The organism is Rhodopirellula maiorica SM1 (assembly GCF_000346295.1).
Taxonomy (GTDB): domain Bacteria; phylum Planctomycetota; class Planctomycetia; order Pirellulales; family Pirellulaceae; genus Novipirellula; species Novipirellula maiorica.
This window is the reverse complement of record NZ_ANOG01000710.1, coordinates 1-18,194: the sequence shown is the minus strand read 5'-3', so window position 1 is coordinate 18,194 and position 18,194 is coordinate 1. Positions and strand designations below refer to the sequence as shown.

The 18,194-nt window shown below is 56.0% G+C and carries 15 protein-coding genes; 5 read left to right on the top strand and 10 right to left on the bottom strand.

Annotated features, from left to right (window positions below):
* The coding region (locus RMSM_RS23090; protein ID WP_008702106.1) for an RNA polymerase sigma factor at positions 1-709 on the bottom strand (709 nt) is incomplete at its 3' end.
* A 757-nt stretch (positions 710-1,466) separates the two neighbouring features.
* On the opposite strand from RMSM_RS23090, the gene RMSM_RS23085 reads away from it, so the two are divergent.
* From RMSM_RS23085 to RMSM_RS23065, 4 genes are all read left to right on the top strand, one after another.
* Positions 1,467-2,096, top strand: coding sequence for an RNA polymerase sigma factor (locus RMSM_RS23085; protein ID WP_008702100.1), 630 nt, complete (start codon positions 1,467-1,469; stop codon positions 2,094-2,096).
* Positions 2,093-4,192 (top strand): serine/threonine protein kinase, encoded by a 2,100-nt coding sequence (locus RMSM_RS23080; RefSeq protein ID WP_008702098.1) that lies wholly within the window; start codon positions 2,093-2,095, stop codon positions 4,190-4,192. The genes RMSM_RS23085 and RMSM_RS23080 overlap by 4 nt, the downstream gene beginning before the upstream one ends.
* 574 nt (positions 4,193-4,766) lie before the next feature.
* The gene (locus tag RMSM_RS23070) at positions 4,767-4,991 is read left to right on the top strand and encodes a hypothetical protein (RefSeq protein WP_008702097.1); all 225 of its coding nucleotides are present in this window, start codon (positions 4,767-4,769) and stop codon (positions 4,989-4,991) included.
* A gap of 144 nt (positions 4,992-5,135) precedes the next feature.
* Positions 5,136-6,371: a DUF1559 domain-containing protein gene (locus RMSM_RS23065; RefSeq protein WP_008702095.1), complete on the top strand. Its 1,236-nt coding sequence runs from the start codon at positions 5,136-5,138 to the stop codon at positions 6,369-6,371.
* 391 nt (positions 6,372-6,762) lie between these two features.
* Here the strand turns inward: RMSM_RS23065 and RMSM_RS23060 are convergent, their stop codons facing one another.
* A complete protein-coding gene (locus tag RMSM_RS23060) occupies positions 6,763-9,087 on the bottom strand; it encodes an efflux RND transporter permease subunit (RefSeq protein WP_008702093.1) in 2,325 nt (774 codons plus the stop codon).
* Between the two features lie 84 nt (positions 9,088-9,171).
* Between RMSM_RS23060 and RMSM_RS23055 the strand changes: the two genes are divergently transcribed.
* Entirely contained in the window at positions 9,172-10,551 is a 1,380-nt protein-coding gene (locus RMSM_RS23055; RefSeq protein ID WP_236622274.1) for a hypothetical protein, read from the top strand.
* On the opposite strand, the gene ccoS is transcribed toward RMSM_RS23055, so the two are convergent.
* The 8 genes from ccoS to ccoO all read right to left on the bottom strand — a co-directional run.
* A complete protein-coding gene (gene ccoS, locus RMSM_RS38850) occupies positions 10,471-10,662 on the bottom strand; it encodes a cbb3-type cytochrome oxidase assembly protein CcoS (RefSeq protein WP_081614286.1) in 192 nt (63 codons plus the stop codon). The two genes, RMSM_RS23055 and ccoS, sit on opposite strands and share 81 nt — an antisense overlap.
* Complete coding sequence (locus tag RMSM_RS23050; protein WP_008702090.1) at positions 10,659-13,190, bottom strand: heavy metal translocating P-type ATPase; 2,532 nt, start codon at positions 13,188-13,190, stop codon at positions 10,659-10,661. Before RMSM_RS23050 ends, ccoS begins: the two co-directional genes overlap by 4 nt.
* Positions 13,187-14,080 carry a sulfite exporter TauE/SafE family protein gene (locus tag RMSM_RS23045; RefSeq protein WP_008702088.1) on the bottom strand — a complete coding sequence of 298 codons (894 nt, stop codon included), beginning with the start codon at positions 14,078-14,080 and terminating at the stop codon, positions 13,187-13,189. The genes RMSM_RS23050 and RMSM_RS23045 overlap by 4 nt, the downstream gene beginning before the upstream one ends.
* 2 nt (positions 14,081-14,082) lie before the next feature.
* Positions 14,083-14,640 (bottom strand): FixH family protein, encoded by a 558-nt coding sequence (locus tag RMSM_RS23040; protein ID WP_008702086.1) that lies wholly within the window; start codon positions 14,638-14,640, stop codon positions 14,083-14,085.
* The gene (gene ccoG, locus RMSM_RS23035) at positions 14,637-16,070 is read right to left on the bottom strand and encodes a cytochrome c oxidase accessory protein CcoG (RefSeq protein WP_081614288.1); all 1,434 of its coding nucleotides are present in this window, start codon (positions 16,068-16,070) and stop codon (positions 14,637-14,639) included. Before ccoG ends, RMSM_RS23040 begins: the two co-directional genes overlap by 4 nt.
* A gap of 162 nt (positions 16,071-16,232) precedes the next feature.
* Positions 16,233-16,946 (bottom strand): cbb3-type cytochrome c oxidase N-terminal domain-containing protein, encoded by a 714-nt coding sequence (locus tag RMSM_RS23030; RefSeq protein WP_008702081.1) that lies wholly within the window; start codon positions 16,944-16,946, stop codon positions 16,233-16,235.
* A complete protein-coding gene (locus tag RMSM_RS23025) occupies positions 16,936-17,118 on the bottom strand; it encodes a hypothetical protein (RefSeq protein WP_040769101.1) in 183 nt (60 codons plus the stop codon). Before RMSM_RS23025 ends, RMSM_RS23030 begins: the two co-directional genes overlap by 11 nt.
* A gap of 84 nt (positions 17,119-17,202) precedes the next feature.
* A partial coding sequence (ccoO, locus tag RMSM_RS23020; protein WP_040769099.1) for a cytochrome-c oxidase, cbb3-type subunit II occupies positions 17,203-18,194 on the bottom strand: 992 nt, incomplete at its 5' end.

The following is an 18,194-nucleotide window of genomic DNA, read 5'->3' as shown; positions in this document are numbered from 1 at the left end:
AATCGGGAAGATCACCACGATGCAGCGAGTCGATCAGCGGTTCACTGGCTTGGGCCGCCGTCGCGGTCGATACGGTCAACGCACTGGCCGCGGCAAAGGCCAATACGGGCACGACGCCGCGTCGTCGCAATCGATCGGCAAGTAGTTTTTTGCCACGTTGCAATCGTCCTCGGACCGAGCCGACCGTGGTGCCTAGTGATGCGGCTAATGATTCAAGCGTCGTGCCTTCGTACAGATGCATCACGATCGCGGCACGGTAGTGCTCGGGCAATTCGGACAATTCTTCGTCCAGCACGATTGCTTCGTGGCGCTGTGTCAAACGCTCCAGCGGATCGTCAGGGGTGGCAATCGGTTCAGCCATGGTTTCGGTTTCACGTTTGCACGAATGAGTGACCGCCACCGCCGCACGTTGGGCGACGCGGTGCAGCCATCCCGCCAGTCGCTCGGGATGGCGGATTTTGTTGCTGTTGCGTGCCAGATACAAAAACGTCGTCTGATAAGCGTCGTCCGCATCGACGTGCGATCGACAACGCCTGCGGCAAACGCTCAGCACCATCACGCTATAACGAGCGACAAGCGCCGCCATCGCCGCAGGTTCGTGGTCCTTGTTCCACGCCTCGAGCAGATCGGTGTTGGAAACACCGCTCAGATCGTGCGGGGGGAACGTTGCGCGCGAGCACGATTCGGTCATTTCTTCAGTAATATTCATGGCATCTATTACTGTAGTGCGACCAACCTGGGGAGATGCGCGCGGAAAATCAAATTTTTGCCACAGAAATCATGGCTGCCTTTTCCTGGGCCGAGGCGCCCCGAATTTTCTTGCTCGCAGCGCACGTGCTCAAAGGGAAGCTGTGCGGAGCAACGCTGTGACGCATTTCGTTGCGGAATTCGTCACGAGAGTTTCGGGGGGCATTGGCCCAATGCCATCTACTTTGGTAGCGGCACGGCGCGAGCCGTCCGGTCGAGGCGAGTGAAACGTTCGGTTTAGACCGGGCGGGCCCCGCGCCGCACCGCTACAAACGCCACCGGTTTAGTACCAAAGTAGATGGTATTGGGCATTGGCCATGGATCGAAAGGCTCACGTGCATTTCCGCCACACTAAAAAGCACAAACGCTATAGGAAAAAAGTGCTTTGCCTCGATCGCCCGGGACGCTTCCCACGCCCTTGACCTGCGAAACTTCTTGAGGGTCTGGTACCCGCAGTGTAATATACCTTTACGGTGAAATTCTGCCCCTCAGTTCGCTGGATTCCGCTTTGTTTGCGGCACTTGTTTGCTATCGAGGCATCTTGCCATCGGTGGGGCACCGCTTCCAATCTGTCCGCTTCCGATCCATCCGCACTCCACTCCCGCTTCATCCCCTCACTCACTCGAGCGACAACCTAGTTGAGAATCGTAACGGCGAAGTGCGTACCAACCAAGTCAGTCCCAGCGAATGGCATCGACTCGACAAACTGTGAACGACTGATGGCTGGCCCAATCCATTCCTCTAACAATTTGCCGACAAGGATCACGTTGCTCGAAAGGGCACAGTCGGGTAAGGACCACCCGGATTGGAACGAGTTGCTGCAGTACTACGAGCCGTTCATCCGTCGTTTTCTGGTTGGAATGGGGACCTCGCCATCGGACATCGACGATGTTTGCCAACAGGTGCTTTCACGGGTTTGGCAGGAACTGGTCAACTATCGCCGAGTGGAGGAGAAAGCACGATTTCGGACTTGGCTGACCCGCTTGATCCTGAACGTCGCCACCAACGACTACTGGAAACGCAAACGGGCCAAGCGGGTGGGCAGCACCGATGTCAACGATCTCGAAGAGCTTCCCTATGATTCACCGGAAATCGAACAGCGTATTGAAGCGGAATGGCAACGGCACGTCGTTCACCTCGCGTTGGACCGGATGAAGCAAATCTTCTCGGGCAATGCGATCGAAGTTTTTCTACGCAGCACCGAAGGGGAATCGTCGGCACAAATCAGCGAAGATCTTGGTGTCAGCGTGCAAAGTGTTTATGTCTTAAAGAACCGAGTAAAGAAACGACTCGCCCACGAAGTAAAGTTGCTGCGCGAACAGCTTGAATTTCCGGACTCAACCTCATGAATTTCCAACCCGCCACATCCAATGATGACTCGCACGACCGGATCGATCCCCTGGTCAAGCTGCTCTATGATGCGTCCGAAGAAATCACGTCCGAAGAGATCAACGATCCTTCTACGTTTGACGAGTTGTGTCCTCTGTACACTTCGATCAGCAACATCACCGACCGCTACCAAAATCCGCAGCTGATCGGTCGAGGCGGTATGAAGGAGGTCTTTCGTGTCTATGACGCCAAGACGGTACGCCACGTCGCGTTGGCGAAACCACTAGCAAAGTTTTCGCACGATCACTTTGACGCTTTCTTGCGTGAAGCCCATATCACCGCGCGATTGGAACATCCCTGTATCATCAATCTCTTTGATATGGATATCGATTCCGATGGACGCCCGTTTTTTACGTTGGAGTTTAAGCAAGGCCGCTCGCTACGCGCGATTCTCGAAGAGTTGCGACACGGCCGCGAGCGTGATCGGTTCACGCTAAGAAAGCGGTTGATGTTGTTTCTGAGGGTTTGCGAGGCGATCGCGTACGCTCATTCGCAACGAGTGCTACATCTCGATATCAAACCCGAAAACATTCAAATCGGTGAATTTGGTGAGGCTCAGGTTTGTGATTGGGGTCTGGGGGTCGTCATGCCAAGTGATCATTCGCAGCATGATTCCGAGGTCTTGCTCGATCCCGACTTGTACGGCCCCCTGCTGGACACGGTCAAGGGGACGCCCACTTACATGTCGCCGGAACAGGCCGACCGCGTGGCTCGCAAGACGCCGCAGATGGATATCTACGCCCTTGGCTGTGTGCTTTGTGAGATGGTCACGTTGCAGTCGATTCAGAAATACCGGAAATCACGGCCGCAGATCGATTCGGCGCTCGTAGCGATGATCGACAAAGCCACCGCTCATGATCCAGCCGATCGATACGCCGACGTTGACTCACTGCAAGAAGATATTTCTCGATTCCTGGCGGGATTCAGTGCCTCGGTGCAGCGCAGCAGTATTTTGCGTGAAGCAGCCCTGTTCTATCGACGCCACCGAGATGTTTGCGCCGTGACATTGGGATCGCTCGTTATCCTACTTCTGTGCCTGTCGTTCTTCGTCACACAGCTCCGACGCAAGCATCAATCGGCTGTGGCTGCCCGAGCGGATGCGGAAACCGCATGGATCCGCGCCGATACCGAACGAGCCCTTGCGACGGTGGCTCAAAAGACCGCTGAACAGGCGAAAGAACGCGCCGAGGAGTCACTGGCCGCATACATTGTTGAAAAAAACAAATCCGAAGACCGCTTGCAAGCACAAGTGGAATCGGCCATTGCCGTATCCGATCATCTCACCAGCATTCCGCTGATCGCTCACGATACGTTTGCGACAACCGTCAAACTTTCGATGAAGCATCTCGATACGGTGCTTTCGAATACTCCACCGCCCGAGTCGAAAGTGTGGCACAAGAAGTTTTGGCTGTACTTCTTGATGCAAGACTTTGCCTCGGCAACTCAATTGCTCGACGAAGAGAAAGGGGTGGAGCCTGACCTTGCCGAGTTCGCCAGAGAATATAAAGACAAGGTAAACGACCAAGGTTTTCTGGATACGGATGACTTCATCGCAATGCTCCGCGGGCTATGTCGTTCCAGCCGCTATCGCGCGCCGTTAGCGGAAAAAATGATGATCTATGACTTGGAATATCCGAGATCGATCCAAGATCGTGTCCGAATCGTTCGCTTTTGGGTCATGATCAACAATCACAAACCGGACGATCTGGAATTGCGATACGATGCGACGACGCGAACGGTGCGACTACGTGGCAATGTGTGGTCGCTCAGCCGAACACTCTCGTCGACTTGGCCGCCCGGCGTTCGAGTAAGTCTTCTGTACACGCTTAATCCAAAGAACCTCGATTTGCGTGGAACCGAGATCAGCGATCTGACGGAACTCGATGATCTCGATCTGTTGCAACTCGACATTCGCGATACCAAGGTGACTGATTTGTCGCCACTCGCTGAAAGCCGTAGCCTCCGACGCGTGATCGTCGCTGCCGGCCAATTCCCTGAATCGCAAATCGCGCTGCTGCGAGATTCACTCGACGTTGAAATCGTCGAGCAAGACTAAGCAGCTAGGCAAGAGTCTTTCCGTAATTTGGCCGCTTTGGATAGCGCTGTGAAGCCTTTTTTTGTAGCGAAACTCGCAAAGAGTTTCGGGTTTGCTCGCGTGGCCGAAAGCCTCTGTGACTTTCGCTACAGCCGCGCGAGTTTCGCCGGCTGAAACGGTGTCTGTGACGCCCCCCTGATAGCGATCTCGTGTGCGTTGGTTCGATGCTTGTGATCGAATCAACGTCGCTGAGATGAGCGGCAAGCCGAGGCTCAGCGAAGGCAAATCTGCGCTACGGCGTTCGTGGACTTCGTGTTGCGCATAACGGCAGTCGTCGCACTTTTCGCCGCCAAACATGCAGGTCAGAAGATGTCTTTTTGGGTGGCAAATCGCCGTTAAGAACAGCTGTTGCGGGATAATTTCCAAATAATCTTTTTTGAGGTGTTAAGGAACAAGAATTTCGCTTGTTTAACGTAATAGCGGACGCCTTTAAGCCATGCTGACGCGTCGAAAGACGTTACTCACCAAAGCGGCCTGTGGCGGTCTGTTTGCCCCCCCATAAACACGCGAAAGCACCCCAAGGAAATCCCCCCACATGAAGACTATTGCACAACTGATTTTGGCACTGGCTGTATCGACTCCTCTTCTTTCCACCGTTGGTTGCGGCGACTCGAACGAGCCGATCAACGTTGTCGAAGGTCAATCACGCGAGGACCTGGATGCCCAGGCAGGCGCGATTTCCTCTGAATATGAACGAACCGCCGAGGAATCGAACAACCAAGAGCCAACCGCTGAAGAAAAAGCGATGAACCGCTCCTAGTTCGTTGGCAATGCGTCCCATTCGCATTGACTTCGCATCCTATTACGCGTGTTCACGGTCACCGTGACTGTGTCCCTGTGACCGTGATGTCCCTGTGACCGTGATCACGCAATCCATATTGATTTTTTATTACGAGAGAACCACATGAATCAACAACCTGTTACTACTCCTAGAAAACCGACGACAAGAAAACCGACGACAAGTGGTTTTACGCTTGTCGAACTGCTCGTTGTGATTGCCATCATCGGAGTATTGGTCGGGCTGCTTTTGCCCGCCGTGCAAGCGGCACGTGAAGCCGCACGTCGCATGAGCTGCAGCAATAATTTCAAGCAGATCGGGCTTGGAATGCACAATTACCACTCCGCCTACAACCAGCTGCCGATCAACATGACCGGAACCGATGCTGCGGCGACGGGCAATGGAGCCGATCAAAACAACATGGTCTTGAGCTGGCTTGTCGGCTTGACGCCATTCGTCGAACAGCAAGCTCTGTGGGAGCAGATTTCCAATGGAGTTGATTCCGAGGGAGACCAGTACCAACCAATGGGGCCTTCCCCGTGGTTTGCAGGTTTCTCACCTTGGGCGTCCGACATCCCATCGTTTCGTTGCCCGAGTGACCCCGGCGTCGGTTTGCCTGCGTTGGGCCGAACCAATTACGCCGCCTGCCTGGGCGACAACCCACGCATGAGTCATGACGGCGGAAAAAACCGCAGCGGCTTCTATGATTGGTCCGGCACCGCGGCATGGCCCGGTTGGAACGCCGAAAACGACGCTTGGGCACGAACGACCAGTGATCTGAGCCAAGTTCCAGCGTGGGTCCGTGGCAGCAACCGAGGAATGTTCTGGAATCGCCACTCGACGAAGTTCCGCGACACGCTCGATGGTCTCTCCAACACGATCGCCGCAGGCGAAATTGCAACCAGCTTGGGACAGAAAGAATTGATCGCCGACATGGCCAACAGCGTTCACTACTCATCGCTGTTTACCCCAAGCAAATGTACCGATTTGGCTGATCCCACTCGTCCGCAGTATTTCCCCGCATCACAATCGGTGCTCAATGGAAGTTCGCGTGAACGCGGTTACCGTTGGGCAGACGGTCGGCATCCCTTTGCCAGTGTGCACACGGTGCTGCCGCCTAACGGAGCAAGCTGCATCACTAGCGGTGGCGACGGAGGACAAGGTATCTCGACGATCGGAAGCCGGCACCAAGGCGGTGCCCACGTGCTGATGGGCGACGGAGCAGTCAAGTTCATCACCGATTCCATCGAAGCAGGCAACCAGGATGCTGATCCAGTCCAGAATGGCGAAATGAGCCCGTACGGACTCTGGGGTGCACTCGGATCGCGTGCCTCACGAGAAGTCATCTCGGAAGAATTCTAGTCGTCTCAATTGCAGCTCGATTCTCGGGTAGGACCAACTCCTACCCGAGTCGCCTACCTAAGCAGGTAAGCAGGAATCATTGGGTGAAATCCCATTAGCCGTTTGGACGCTCGCAGGCTGTTGACTTGGTCGTACGACGGACTTCCTAGTCCGTCGAATACACCCATGACAGACGAGGCAGTCCATCAGCCACCGCTTGGCACAGAAAACGTCATTAAATCGCATTGGTGAGCCGAGGGCCGTAAGGCACCGGGTGATGCGTGGAACCCGGCCGCTGACGCGCGAGCGGCTCATTAAATCCACAGCCCGCTAGCGCCAAAGCGGCTGATATACGGAAAGACTCTCGCCTAGCTGCTTGGCGTACTTCTAGGTTGCCCCAACTGCATCATGGCTAATTCGCGTCGTCGCGATCGATTAGCGCGACGCATGCGGGTAGCAGCGTCAAATTGACCAGCGTTCCCAGTAGCAATGTGGCCGCGACCAGCGTGCCAAAGGTGGCAGTGGGAATAAATTCGCTAGTCGACAAGATGCTGAACCCGAAAACCAACGCACACGTTGCCAACAAGACGGGGACGCCGACGTTTCCGGCTGCGTGCGTAACCGCCACGGTGATCCGATGGCCATGTCGGCGATAACGTCGGTAGATGGCCAACAGGTGAACCGATCCGTCGATCGTCAGTCCGATCGAGACCGCTGCGATCATTGCCGCGCCCATGTTGATCTTGCCGCCAATCCAGCCCACGGTTGCCAACACCACAAAGGCAGGCAGCAGATTCGGCAACAACGCAGCAAACGCCAAGCGAAGCGATCGTGTGGCGATCCACAACAGCAACCACACCAATACTCCGGCAAAACCCAGACACCGCCACTGGTCACCGACCAATTGTGAAACCAGTCGCGACATCATGACGTAATAGCCGGTAACAATCGCCTGAGATTCGGGCGGCGACGTGAACGCGTTTTTCCACGCCTCGGATTGCGTATGTTCGTCAACAACCCGCTGTACCTCGGCAATCAGTTGCGTTTTTAATTCCGCTGGCAATTGTTCCTCGCTACGGAGCATGATTCGCAGACGACGCGGTTGCGTGTCGGCCGAATTGAGTAACGCGTCAACAAACTCGGGCATCGTGGCTCGCATTCCAGTCATCCGCAATGACGGAGGCGCATACTTTAATATCGGTGTCTTGCCGACAACATATTCTGCGTCAGCCATGCTCAAGACCTTGGTCAATTTTGCCCCGTCGACCTCGATACCGCGTAGGTCTCGCTCGATCAGCAGAACTTGTTTCAAGTAGTCGCGAGTCAACGAAGCCGGGGCGGGCAACAGGATGTCCCAGACTCCCGCGCCGCCAAATTGCTGCTCGACTTGGTCATACGCGAGTACGATCGCACTGTCGCTACGGAAATTGTTCAAAAAGCTGGTTTCGGGTTTCGCTTGCCATGTCCCGATGACCGAAACCCCTAGCAGCACCAAAGCCAGCAGGATCGCAATTTTTCGCTGTGACACAAATGCAGTCGCGATCCGAGTGCAGCGTCGGCTGACGCTGCGGGTCATTCGTCGCTGCATGCGGTGCAATGATTTGCCGAAACTCAATTCAGGCAACATCATCGTGGCACCTGCGAAAAAAACGATGGCAACAAACACTGCGATCGAGGCGATGGCGATCATTGCACCAAATTGACGGACCGGCAAAATTCGTGACGATCCCAGCGCCGCGAAACCTGCGGCATCCGTCAAACAAGTCCACAGGATTGGCACGACCAAAAGTGAAAATGACCGCCATGTGGCATCGTGCCGGCTGAGTCCTTTGGCCCGACCGTCTTGGAATTTGGTGCCCAAATGCAATACCGCTGCGACCGCGATCACCGTGATGATTGCGGGCATGATCGTCGAGACCAGCGATTGATCGAGCCCCAACAGGACCAGCGTTGCTTCGGTCACCACGATCGACCAAACCACAACCAAACCGGTCAAGGCAACAAAACGCAGATCCATCAGTGTCACCAGCACTACGATGCTCAATAGAATCAGCGTCACGGTCGTCAATTTGCGTCCGTCACGCTCAATCAGCTCGAACCCATCGTGAATCAGCACCGGTTCGCCTACCACCACGCCGGGGGCGGTGATGGATTCGTATTGATCGGGAAGCTTGCTGGCAATTGCTTGCAGCGACTCAATCGCCGCAGGCGGATGTTTCGGTGACAACATCACCACAACCGCAGCGAGTTGATGGTCGTCCGAATGAGTGTAGCCTTCGAACAAATGTTCGATGCCGCGTGCCACGATGTCATCTCGCCGCGCCAACCCAGGAACGTCTGATTTGCTGCGAAAGAAGCTGCCGGGACGAACCTTTTCAACGGCTGCATTCAGCGTCGATGGCGATAAAATGCCGTCTACCCCTTCGATCTGTCGGATTTCCGACGCGATCGCGTCACTACGCTGCAACCCCGCATTAGACATCAAATCGGTATCGGGGTAGACCACCATCGCAACCGCATTGCCGCCAAATGCATTTTGCAGCGTTTGATATTCGATCAGCGTTGAATCGGTGGGCGCGAACATCGCCATGATGCTGCGATCAAGTTTTAGCTGCTGTGAAAACGGCATCGCCGCAGCAAAAATCAGCAAACCAAGCAGCGATAAAACCACGCGGAATTGAATCAAACGCGAAGCCATGCTCGCTGCTTTTCGGTTCGTGCGGGTCGGTTTGTTCATCGTGCTCGCTCGCAGTCCATGCTAGGCTCGGCTAATATTGCGGGTATCAAACTGGCTCTCTCGTTATCGATTCCTGCATTGCCCATGCCCCATTGGACTCCATCCGCTCTGTCTAACCGAATGAAGTTCGTTGGCATCATTGTGTTGGCGCTGGTCGTTCGAGGCGGGGTGGTGCTGAGCAACCTGGATCAATTTGATCAAGATCCCGATGCGTATCGAGTGATCGCCGAAACACTTTCCCAAACCAGGGTTTTCGGGTTACCCGCGACGATCGACCCAGGCAACGGCACGGTCTTGTCCGCCAAGCCCACCGCCTTTCGCCCGCCGCTGTATCCCTATCTGCTGTCGTGGCTTACGGTCGATCACCACGTGCATCGTGTGCTTGTCGGCCTACTGCATCTGGGGCTTGGCGTGTTGACCGCTGTATGCACTTTATCGATCGCATCGCGATTAATCGACGGGGGACGTTACAGCCGGGCAAGTATTTTGGCTGCGGTGCTGGTGATTATCGATCCGATTCTGCTCCAGCAGTCGACGCTGGTGATGACAGAAACGATCGCGGCGGCTCTGGCGACGTTGTGCGTTTGGTTTTGGGTATGCCGCTGGATGCCATCGCCGACGCTGGCCAAGGCATTGATATTTGCGGTTTTGCTTGCGTTGGCATATCTATGTCGTCCCACCTTTTTGGTTTGGGCGGTGCTGATGTTGCCCGCGATCTTGTTCAGCACCCAAATCTGCTGGATTCGTCGTTTGGCGTGCACGTTTTCGGCCGTCACGATCATGGTGTTGGTCGTCGGGTTATGGACGGTTCGAAATCAAATCGCAGTGGGGCATCCTGTCTGGGCGACCAGCCACGGAGGTTACACGCTGCTGTTGGCCAACAATCCCTCGTTCTATGACTACCTTCGCCATGGCAAGTTTGGTGAAGCTTGGGATGCCGAACCGTTTCTCGAAACTTATCAGCATCGTTTCCAGGGCGATCCAACAAGCGAATCTTTTTGGCAAACCGATTGGTCTGATCCCACTGCGGAGTTGCCGCCGGCTCGATCGCTCAGTGAACACGAGGATGACCAGTGGTCGTACCAGGCGGCTAAGGCAACGATTGCACGCGAACCATCGATGTTTGTGTGGTCCTGTTTCGTACGTTTGGGGCGATTGTGGAGTCCGATGCCGCACCATGTTGCCGGTCGATCATGGCCCCCGATCGTGATCGTGACGCTTTATTATCTGGCCTTTTGGTTCGCGACGATCGTCGGACTCTATCGCATCGGCCGAGTTGTTTTGGCTCCGTCGTGGTGGGCGATCATCGCGCTGGTCATCACATTGTCGGCCGTCCACTCGATTTACTGGAGCAATCTGCGGATGCGGTCACCGATGATTCCCTCACTTGCGGTGATCGCTGCTGCCGGTTTTGTTCGGCCGCGAATCATCAAGCCGCTTCTCGTCGACCAAGATGCGGACTGACGCCGAATCAAGATCATCAAATTGGCCATGACGAATCGACCAAATGCAGGCCACCAGCGCCGATCCACCCAATAGCAAGGCAATTGGCAACGCGATTGTCAAAACACTCATGCGATCGATTCCTCAACAAGAGATCTTCGGTTGCGAAGCGAGGGAGCGGACTTCTCGGCATCATCTGCGGACGCATCGACAACGGGCGTGGCAAGCGTCATCGTCATAACAGTCAACGAGCTGATCGGCATCAAGATCGCTGCGATTAGCGGGCTGATGATTCCGGTCATCGCCAATACCGCGGCAATCACATTGTAGCCAATTGAAACCGCAAAATTTTGACGAATTGAACGTGCCGTTCGCTTCGCGGTCCGAGTCAATGTGACAATGCCATCGATCCGGCTATTGCCGATCAAAATGGGGGCGGCGGCAAGACTCGCGTTCGCCCCGCCGCGAAGCGCAACACCCACGTCGGCCGCCGCAAGTGCTGCCGCATCGTTGACGCCATCACCGACCATCGCGACCACATGACCATCACGTTTGGCTTGCTGGATCGCCGCTAATTTTTGTTCCGGTGATTGGTCCCCCAAGGCCAAATCGGCGTCGATACCGATCCGATTGGCGACCTCGCTGACAATCGATGCATGATCGCCCGACAACATCGCAACCTTCCATCCGCTTTCGCGCAATTGGCCGATGACTTGCATCGCCTCGTTGCGGACCGGATCGCTGACACCAAAGACGGCCTCGATCCGGTCGCCGACGACCACCAAGATTGGGGTCGCTCCCGATGCCAAAATCGTGTCGATTTGTTCTTGCTCGAGCGGGCATACGGCAATCCCCATCTGATCGACAAGCTTCAAGCTGCCAATTGTGAACGATCGTCCTTGGACAATGCCTTCGACACCGACTCCGACTCGGTTTTGAACCTCGGTGGCCTCGATCGAGTCGACGTGATGGTTGTGTTTGTACTCGGTGATGGCTCGGGCGATGGGGTGCCCAATGGTCGACTCGATCGCTTGCACACAATGAAGAATCTCCGGCTCGCCGAACCAATGGGTGACTTGCATTCGGCCTTGGGTGAGCGTTCCCGTTTTGTCGAAAAAGATCGTGCCCGGTTTAGAGAACTGTTCCAGCGATTCGCCCGAGCGGACAAGAATGCGTCGTTCGGCGAGTCGGCCGACCGCCACGGCAATCGCTAACGGAGTGGCGAGCGCCAATGCGCAAGGGCACGCGACAATCAATAAAGCAACACTGTGATTGATCGCGAGCGACGGATCCACATGCCACCATGCCGCGACGGTGATAACCGCAAGCACCATCACCACGCTGACAAACCATCCGCCCACGCGATTGGCCAATTGGACGATCGGTGTCTTGCTGGCCGCCGCCTCGGCAACCGATTGTGACAGGGCGCCGAGCCGAGTGGCATCGCCAATCGCGGTCGTTTCGAGGTGAATCACCGCTGCGATGTTTTCGGTGCCTGCTTCCACATCCGAACCCACCCCGATCGCAACCGGACGGCTTTCGCCAGTCAACAGCGATCGGTCGATCTGCGATTCTCCCCACACCACGCGTCCATCGACCGGCACGCTTTCACCAGGATCCACCTTGACGATGTCGCCCAATTGAATGTCGGATGCCGGAACACGGTTGAGTGTTCCGTCCTCGTTCACTCGCGTGGCTGCGTTGGGCGTCAAACTCAGTAGCGCCGAGATCGCACGACCTGCCGAGTGTTGTTGGCGAAGCTGTACCCAGCGGCCGACCAACAAAAAGAAGACAAGCGTCGCAATCGAATCAAAGTAAACTTCCGAGCTGGTTTCAAACAATCCGTAAATGCTGGCGATCACCCCTGCGGACAACCCCAGTGCGACCGGCAAATCCATGTGCGGCACTCGTAAGCGAATCGACGCTATCGCACCACGCAGGAAAACGCGTCCAGGAGAGATCACCGCGGCAACCCCCAACCCCACCCCGGTGAACCGCAACAGGTTGCGCTGCGACTCTTCGATTCCCGAAAACGCACCGGCATACAGTGCGACGGCGATCCACATCGCATTCATCGCACAAAAACCGGCAATGGCAACGTCAACCAGCAGTCGCCGACTCTCTTCGCTGCTGGCGTCTCGCTCGCTCGTCGTATCAAGCGGCACCACGTGATAGCCGATCGTTTTCAATAACCGGCCCAATTGGCTTAGTCGGACGATCGCCGGATCGTAGACCAATTCGACCGATCGCGAATGCATTTGCACTGACGCCGAATGCCAGCCCGCGACATGGTTCGGGGCTTGCTCGATCAACCATGCACATGCGGCACAGTGCAGCCCGCGGATCGACAAGCGGACCCGAGCCAATTCGATGCCATTGGGACCAACTCCCTTTTTAACCACCGAAGGAAACAACAGTTTGGGATCGTCGAGATCGTCAAACGAATCACGCCCTCGATCGCCAAGCGTCTCCGAAGGCCCACAATCACGCAGCGCGTAATAGTCCTCGAGTCCCCAACCATGAATCAGTTCCCAGGCCCCTTTGCAGCCATTGCAGCAAAACGCAGGCTCTGATGCATCAACCGGCCTCGGTGCAGGCAAGCCGCAGTGGACGCAATCGACGCTTTGTTGGGTTTGCGGTTGATCCGTTGCCGAGCTCATGGGACGTCGGCTCGGTTGTTGTCCGACGCGTCATTGGGAGTGTCAGAAGACGTCGTCAATGATTCTTCGCTAAGTTCGTTGCTGGCACAGCATGGGCACGCGCTCGGCGCGCCGTCGGCCGTTGTTTCGGCGCAGCACGGTAGCGGTTCGTCTTTCAGATCGATCAGCGAGGTGGCCGTGATTTCATCGCCTAGACTTGGGGCGACCAAGCTGGAAACATCCACTGCTGCTCGCCCGGTCACGGTGTACAGTCCAGTGACAATCAAAAACACACTGGCGGCGATCGGCAGCATGCCTCGCAGCTTAGGCGTCAACGAGTGAATGCCCACCAACATCGTGGTCAGAGCCGGCAGCGTTCCGATCCAAAAAGCAAACATCACCACCACGGCGGACAATACGCCGCCGGTTCCCGCAGCGACCAGCACAAACAGATACAGCCAACCGCATGGCAGCCAAGTGGTGATCAATCCGCCTAGATAGGCTCGTGACACTGCCGTTTGTCGATCCAGCAGCGGTTTAAATCGCTTCAGCACTGCTGCGACGGTCGAAGGGCCCGAGCTTGTCGCAGAAGTCAGGAGAGGTCGATTGAAACGGGGGTGCAGTTTTGCTAGTCGGAACACGCCGACGGCGATCAACATGCCGCCTGCGACCTTGGCCGCCGCCGATTGGAAACCGACCATGTCACCACCGATCGAAACGGCTGCCCCTAAAATCCCAGCGGCCGTCCCTGCGATCAAATACGTGCTCAAGCGACCCAGGTGGTAGGCGCTGATCGTCGCCCGGCTTGATCCACCGCCGGTGACCCACAACGCCAACGGTCCGCACATGCCAACGCAATGCAAACTGCCTAGCAAACTCGCCACCATTACTGCCATCGCCAGCGTTAACACGGCTAATTTCCTTTCGTCAGCCGATGCTGCGTTTGAGTGACCAGCAGGTCTTGGGAATGGACAAAGCGTTGGCCTTGGTCATCGGTGACATCGATTTCGATCTGCCACAATCCATCTGCGGTAAAGCAGTCTTCGGATACGATGACACCACTATCGTTGGCGGCGATCGGAATCGTTTTCACGTCCGCGGCGCGTGCGTAGTGATACATGTCAACAGTGCCCGCTGCGATGTCGACCGGTTTGCCATCGGCATCGGTCAATACACCTTGTAGCGTCGCGTTTTGTTGGCCTGGGATTGGCACCAGTGTCAGATTCCAGCCGAGTTCTTGCGAAACACTTTCGGATTTTCGCTGCTCGTCCCAGTCAAGCGATTTCTGGTAGTAATCGGGAAGGACCGCGGCCGACGGGTCTCCGGTGGCCAACATGATTGCGACCACCCCGACGGCGACTTGCAGTGACAGCAGTCCGACGACCAATCCGCCCCAACGAATTGCAGCGTTGCGATTGGCGACACGGTCGAATTCCGGTACGCGGTTTGTTGCGGTTGGTTTTTCTGTCATCGTCGTGGACCTAGTAATTGCATTTGAAGCGTGCGTTCGTTGCCCGCGTCATCGCGAATCCGCAATTCTCCCTGGACGTTGCCTCCAGGGCCGAATACTTTTCCCGGAACTTCGACCACCAGCGGGACAAGCTCGGTGGCGTTGCTTTTCAGTTTGGGGCTATCGTCGCCGATCTCGCGAATCATCGCCGTTTCCGGCTTCACGATTTCGACACTGTATTCACGTGGCTCGTTGGTGCGATTGACCAACCGCAGCCGAAATTGGTTGCTGACGTTTCCTGTTACATGGCGGTGAAATGGATTGCCTTTGCCACGAATCAGCCGAGCATCAAAAGCGTATTTCGTCGACAAGACGGCAAGGAATCCGATGCCCACCGCCACCAGTAACGCGGGGTAAGCGACGGTGCGAAAGCGAAAGAATTTCAGTTTTTTACCGTCCAGGGCGTCTTGTGAACTGTAGCGAATCAGCCCCTTAGGTTTACCCACCTTGGTCATCACGTCGTCGCATGCATCGATGCACTGGGTGCAGTTAATGCATTCCAACTGCAATCCTTCGCGAATATCGATCCCGGTCGGGCAAACGCGAACGCACTGATGACAATCGACACAATCGCCTGCGCCATCACCGGGGACATGTTTGCCGCGTTTGCGTGGCTCGCCACGTTTTGTGTCATAGGCGACGATCATGCTTTGTCGATCCAGCATCACCGATTGAAAGCGTCCGTAGGGACAAGCGATCAAACAAAGCTGTTCACGAAAGAACAGAAAATCAAATAGCATCAAGCCGGTCGTCACGCCCATCACCAGAAAGGCTGCCGGATGCTCGATCGGCGAGCTGCGGATCCACTCGGCAAGTCGATCGGTACCGACAAAGTAGGCCAGGAACGTGTGCGCTAGAAACATGCACAGCACGACGTACACGGCCCAGCGAGCGATCCGGCGCCAACCTTCGATCGGCCGTTTCGCTTGGCCGCCCTTGCCTACGGTGCCTTCGAACCAGCGGTCGATTGGCCGGAACAAATATTCCATATAGACGGTTTGGGGACATGCCCATCCGCACCAAATACGTCCGGTCAACGCAGTGGCCAAGACGATAGTCAAGAACACGCCCAGCATCACCAATGCCAACAGCAGCGTGTCGGTCGGCAAGAAGACATGTCCGAGGAATACGAAGCGGCGGGCCGGCACATCCAACAAAATAGGCGGCAGGCCTCCGATGCGAATGTGAGGCAACGCGACGAAGAAGGCGACCAGTCCATAGGCGATCCAGCGTCGCCATTTCCACCAAAATCCAGTCGACAATGTCGGCCGCAGCCAGCGCCGCGAACCATCTTTTTCAAGCGTACTCAGCACGTGCTCGGGTGATTCGAGCATACTGCTGTCGTCTGTTTTGTTGCCCGAAATCACCGGCAACGTTTTAGCATCATTCATCATTACGCCTCCTTAAATAGAAGCGGAAGTAACTGCAGCGGTTCGTTTTCGTTTGTGTTCCGAACCGAATGCGTGTGCGGATTTTTCCGCGGTGGCGGCAAGTTCCCCGGTTTCAGGATCCAAGCCGCAGGGGGTGTCCGTCTCGACGGACAATTTGGTTCTTTAGGTCGCTGCCTTTTCGGCGTCCATCTCCATGGCGTCGGCGTTTGCATCTTCGTCGGCTTCTTCGGCTTCGGACGCTTCTTCGGGCGGCGCCTCAGGCCATGGCGGGATCACGCGTCCTTCGGCAGGCTTTCCGTCGGCCGCTTCGGTGCCACGCAGACTGGCGACATAGCTTGCCGCCAACACCAATTCGTTGGGTGACAGCCGCGTTTTCCAAGCCGGCATCGCTCCGCCCGCCGCTCCGTTTTCGAGGACGTGCAAGATATCGCCAATGTCCTTCACGTTTTTGTAGGCGTCGTCGGTCAGGTTCGGGCCAACCAAACCGCCGCCGTCGGCTCCGTGACAGGAAACGCAATTCGTTTTGAAGACCGATTGGCCAACCCGTAGCCAAGTGGGCTCGTACAAAAATTTCACCACAGTCGCGCGATCCATTTTCAACTCGCCGATCTCAGCGAACTGCAATCGGATGTTCTCTGCCAGAGCTTTGTCGTAGCGTTCGGTAGCCGTCCGTCCCTCGGCACCGCCGTGGTAAAACGCGGCGTAGGGAAAGGCAAACAAGATCGATCCGATGAACATCCATTTCCACCAACCCGGCAATGGATTGTCAAATTCTTGGATGCCGTCATAGGCATGGCCTGTCAACGGATCATCGGGGATCTGACCCACGATCGACTCTTGCTCGATACCATCTTGGTTCTTCGGGTTATTGTCCATCGCGAGGTGTCTCCACGTTGTCGGATAGCGGGATAGCTGCAAATCGGTCGGTCGCGTTACGCGACAATCGCATCGTTGCGAAGAACATTAAACCGAAGGCAAAGCAGAACAACGCCAGTGCAATTTCGGCACAGTCGCTGTAATCGATCGCTCGGATCACATCAGTAAGCATGATTCAATTTCACTAGGCGTGAGAAGTTTGTTTTTGCTGCTCGGTTCCGTAGTGGATCTTGCCAAAGATCCCATCACCATCTTGTTACCGTGCCGCGACCTCTTCGGTTTCGGGTTCTTCGGCAGCTGCCGGATCGCCCGGCGTTTCTTCGGTTGGTTCAGCCTCAGGTGTCGCAAAGATGTCGGTACCAACTCGCTGTAAAAACGCAATCAACGCGATCGCTTTGGTGTCAAATGTCATCAGCTCGCCACGTTGCACCGGACCGCCTTGCGAAACCACATCAGCCGCGATCACCTCGGCTTGCTTCCGCGCGATATCGGCGGAATCGGCGATGTCAAAGTCGTACGGTGCTCCCATCGCCTGGGCTGCCCAAACACGTTCGGGGATCATCTCGAAGTTGATTTTGGTGTCAAGCAAATGGACGTAGCTTGGCATCACGCTGCCGGGCGAAACCTGTTCGGGATTCTCTAGGTGCAACCAGTGCCAAAGACTGCTCTGCTTGCCGCCTTCGCGAGCCAAGTCGGGACCGATACGGCGGCTGCCCCACTGGAACGGACGGTCGTAAATGAACTCGCCCGCCTTGCTGTATTCGCCATAACGTTTTGTTTCGGCAACAAACGGACGCACCATCTGTGAGTGGCAGTTGTAGCAGCCTTCGGCCACAAAAATATCGCGACCCGCCAATTCCAGCGGCGTGTAGGGTTTCACCGTGGCAATGGTCGGCACGTTGCTGCGGATCAGGAACGTCGGAATGATCTCAAACAGACTGGCGATCACCACGGCCAAGGTGGTCAACACCGTAAATCGCACAGGCAATCGTTCCCAGCGGCGGTGCCAATCCATCTTGCCAAAGACATCCAGCTTCTTGGCCGACTCGAGTACCGGGACGTCGTCCAGTGCACTGGTCGTGTCAATCGTTTCCTCCGGTGCTTCCTTGGACAAACGTGGCGTGTGATAAACCGGCACTTCGTAGGTAGGGGGACGAGTGGTCCAGGTCATGAACCAGTTCACAGCCATGATCAAAATGCCCGTGACGAACAGCAATCCGCCCAGCACACGCAGCCACCACAGTGGCA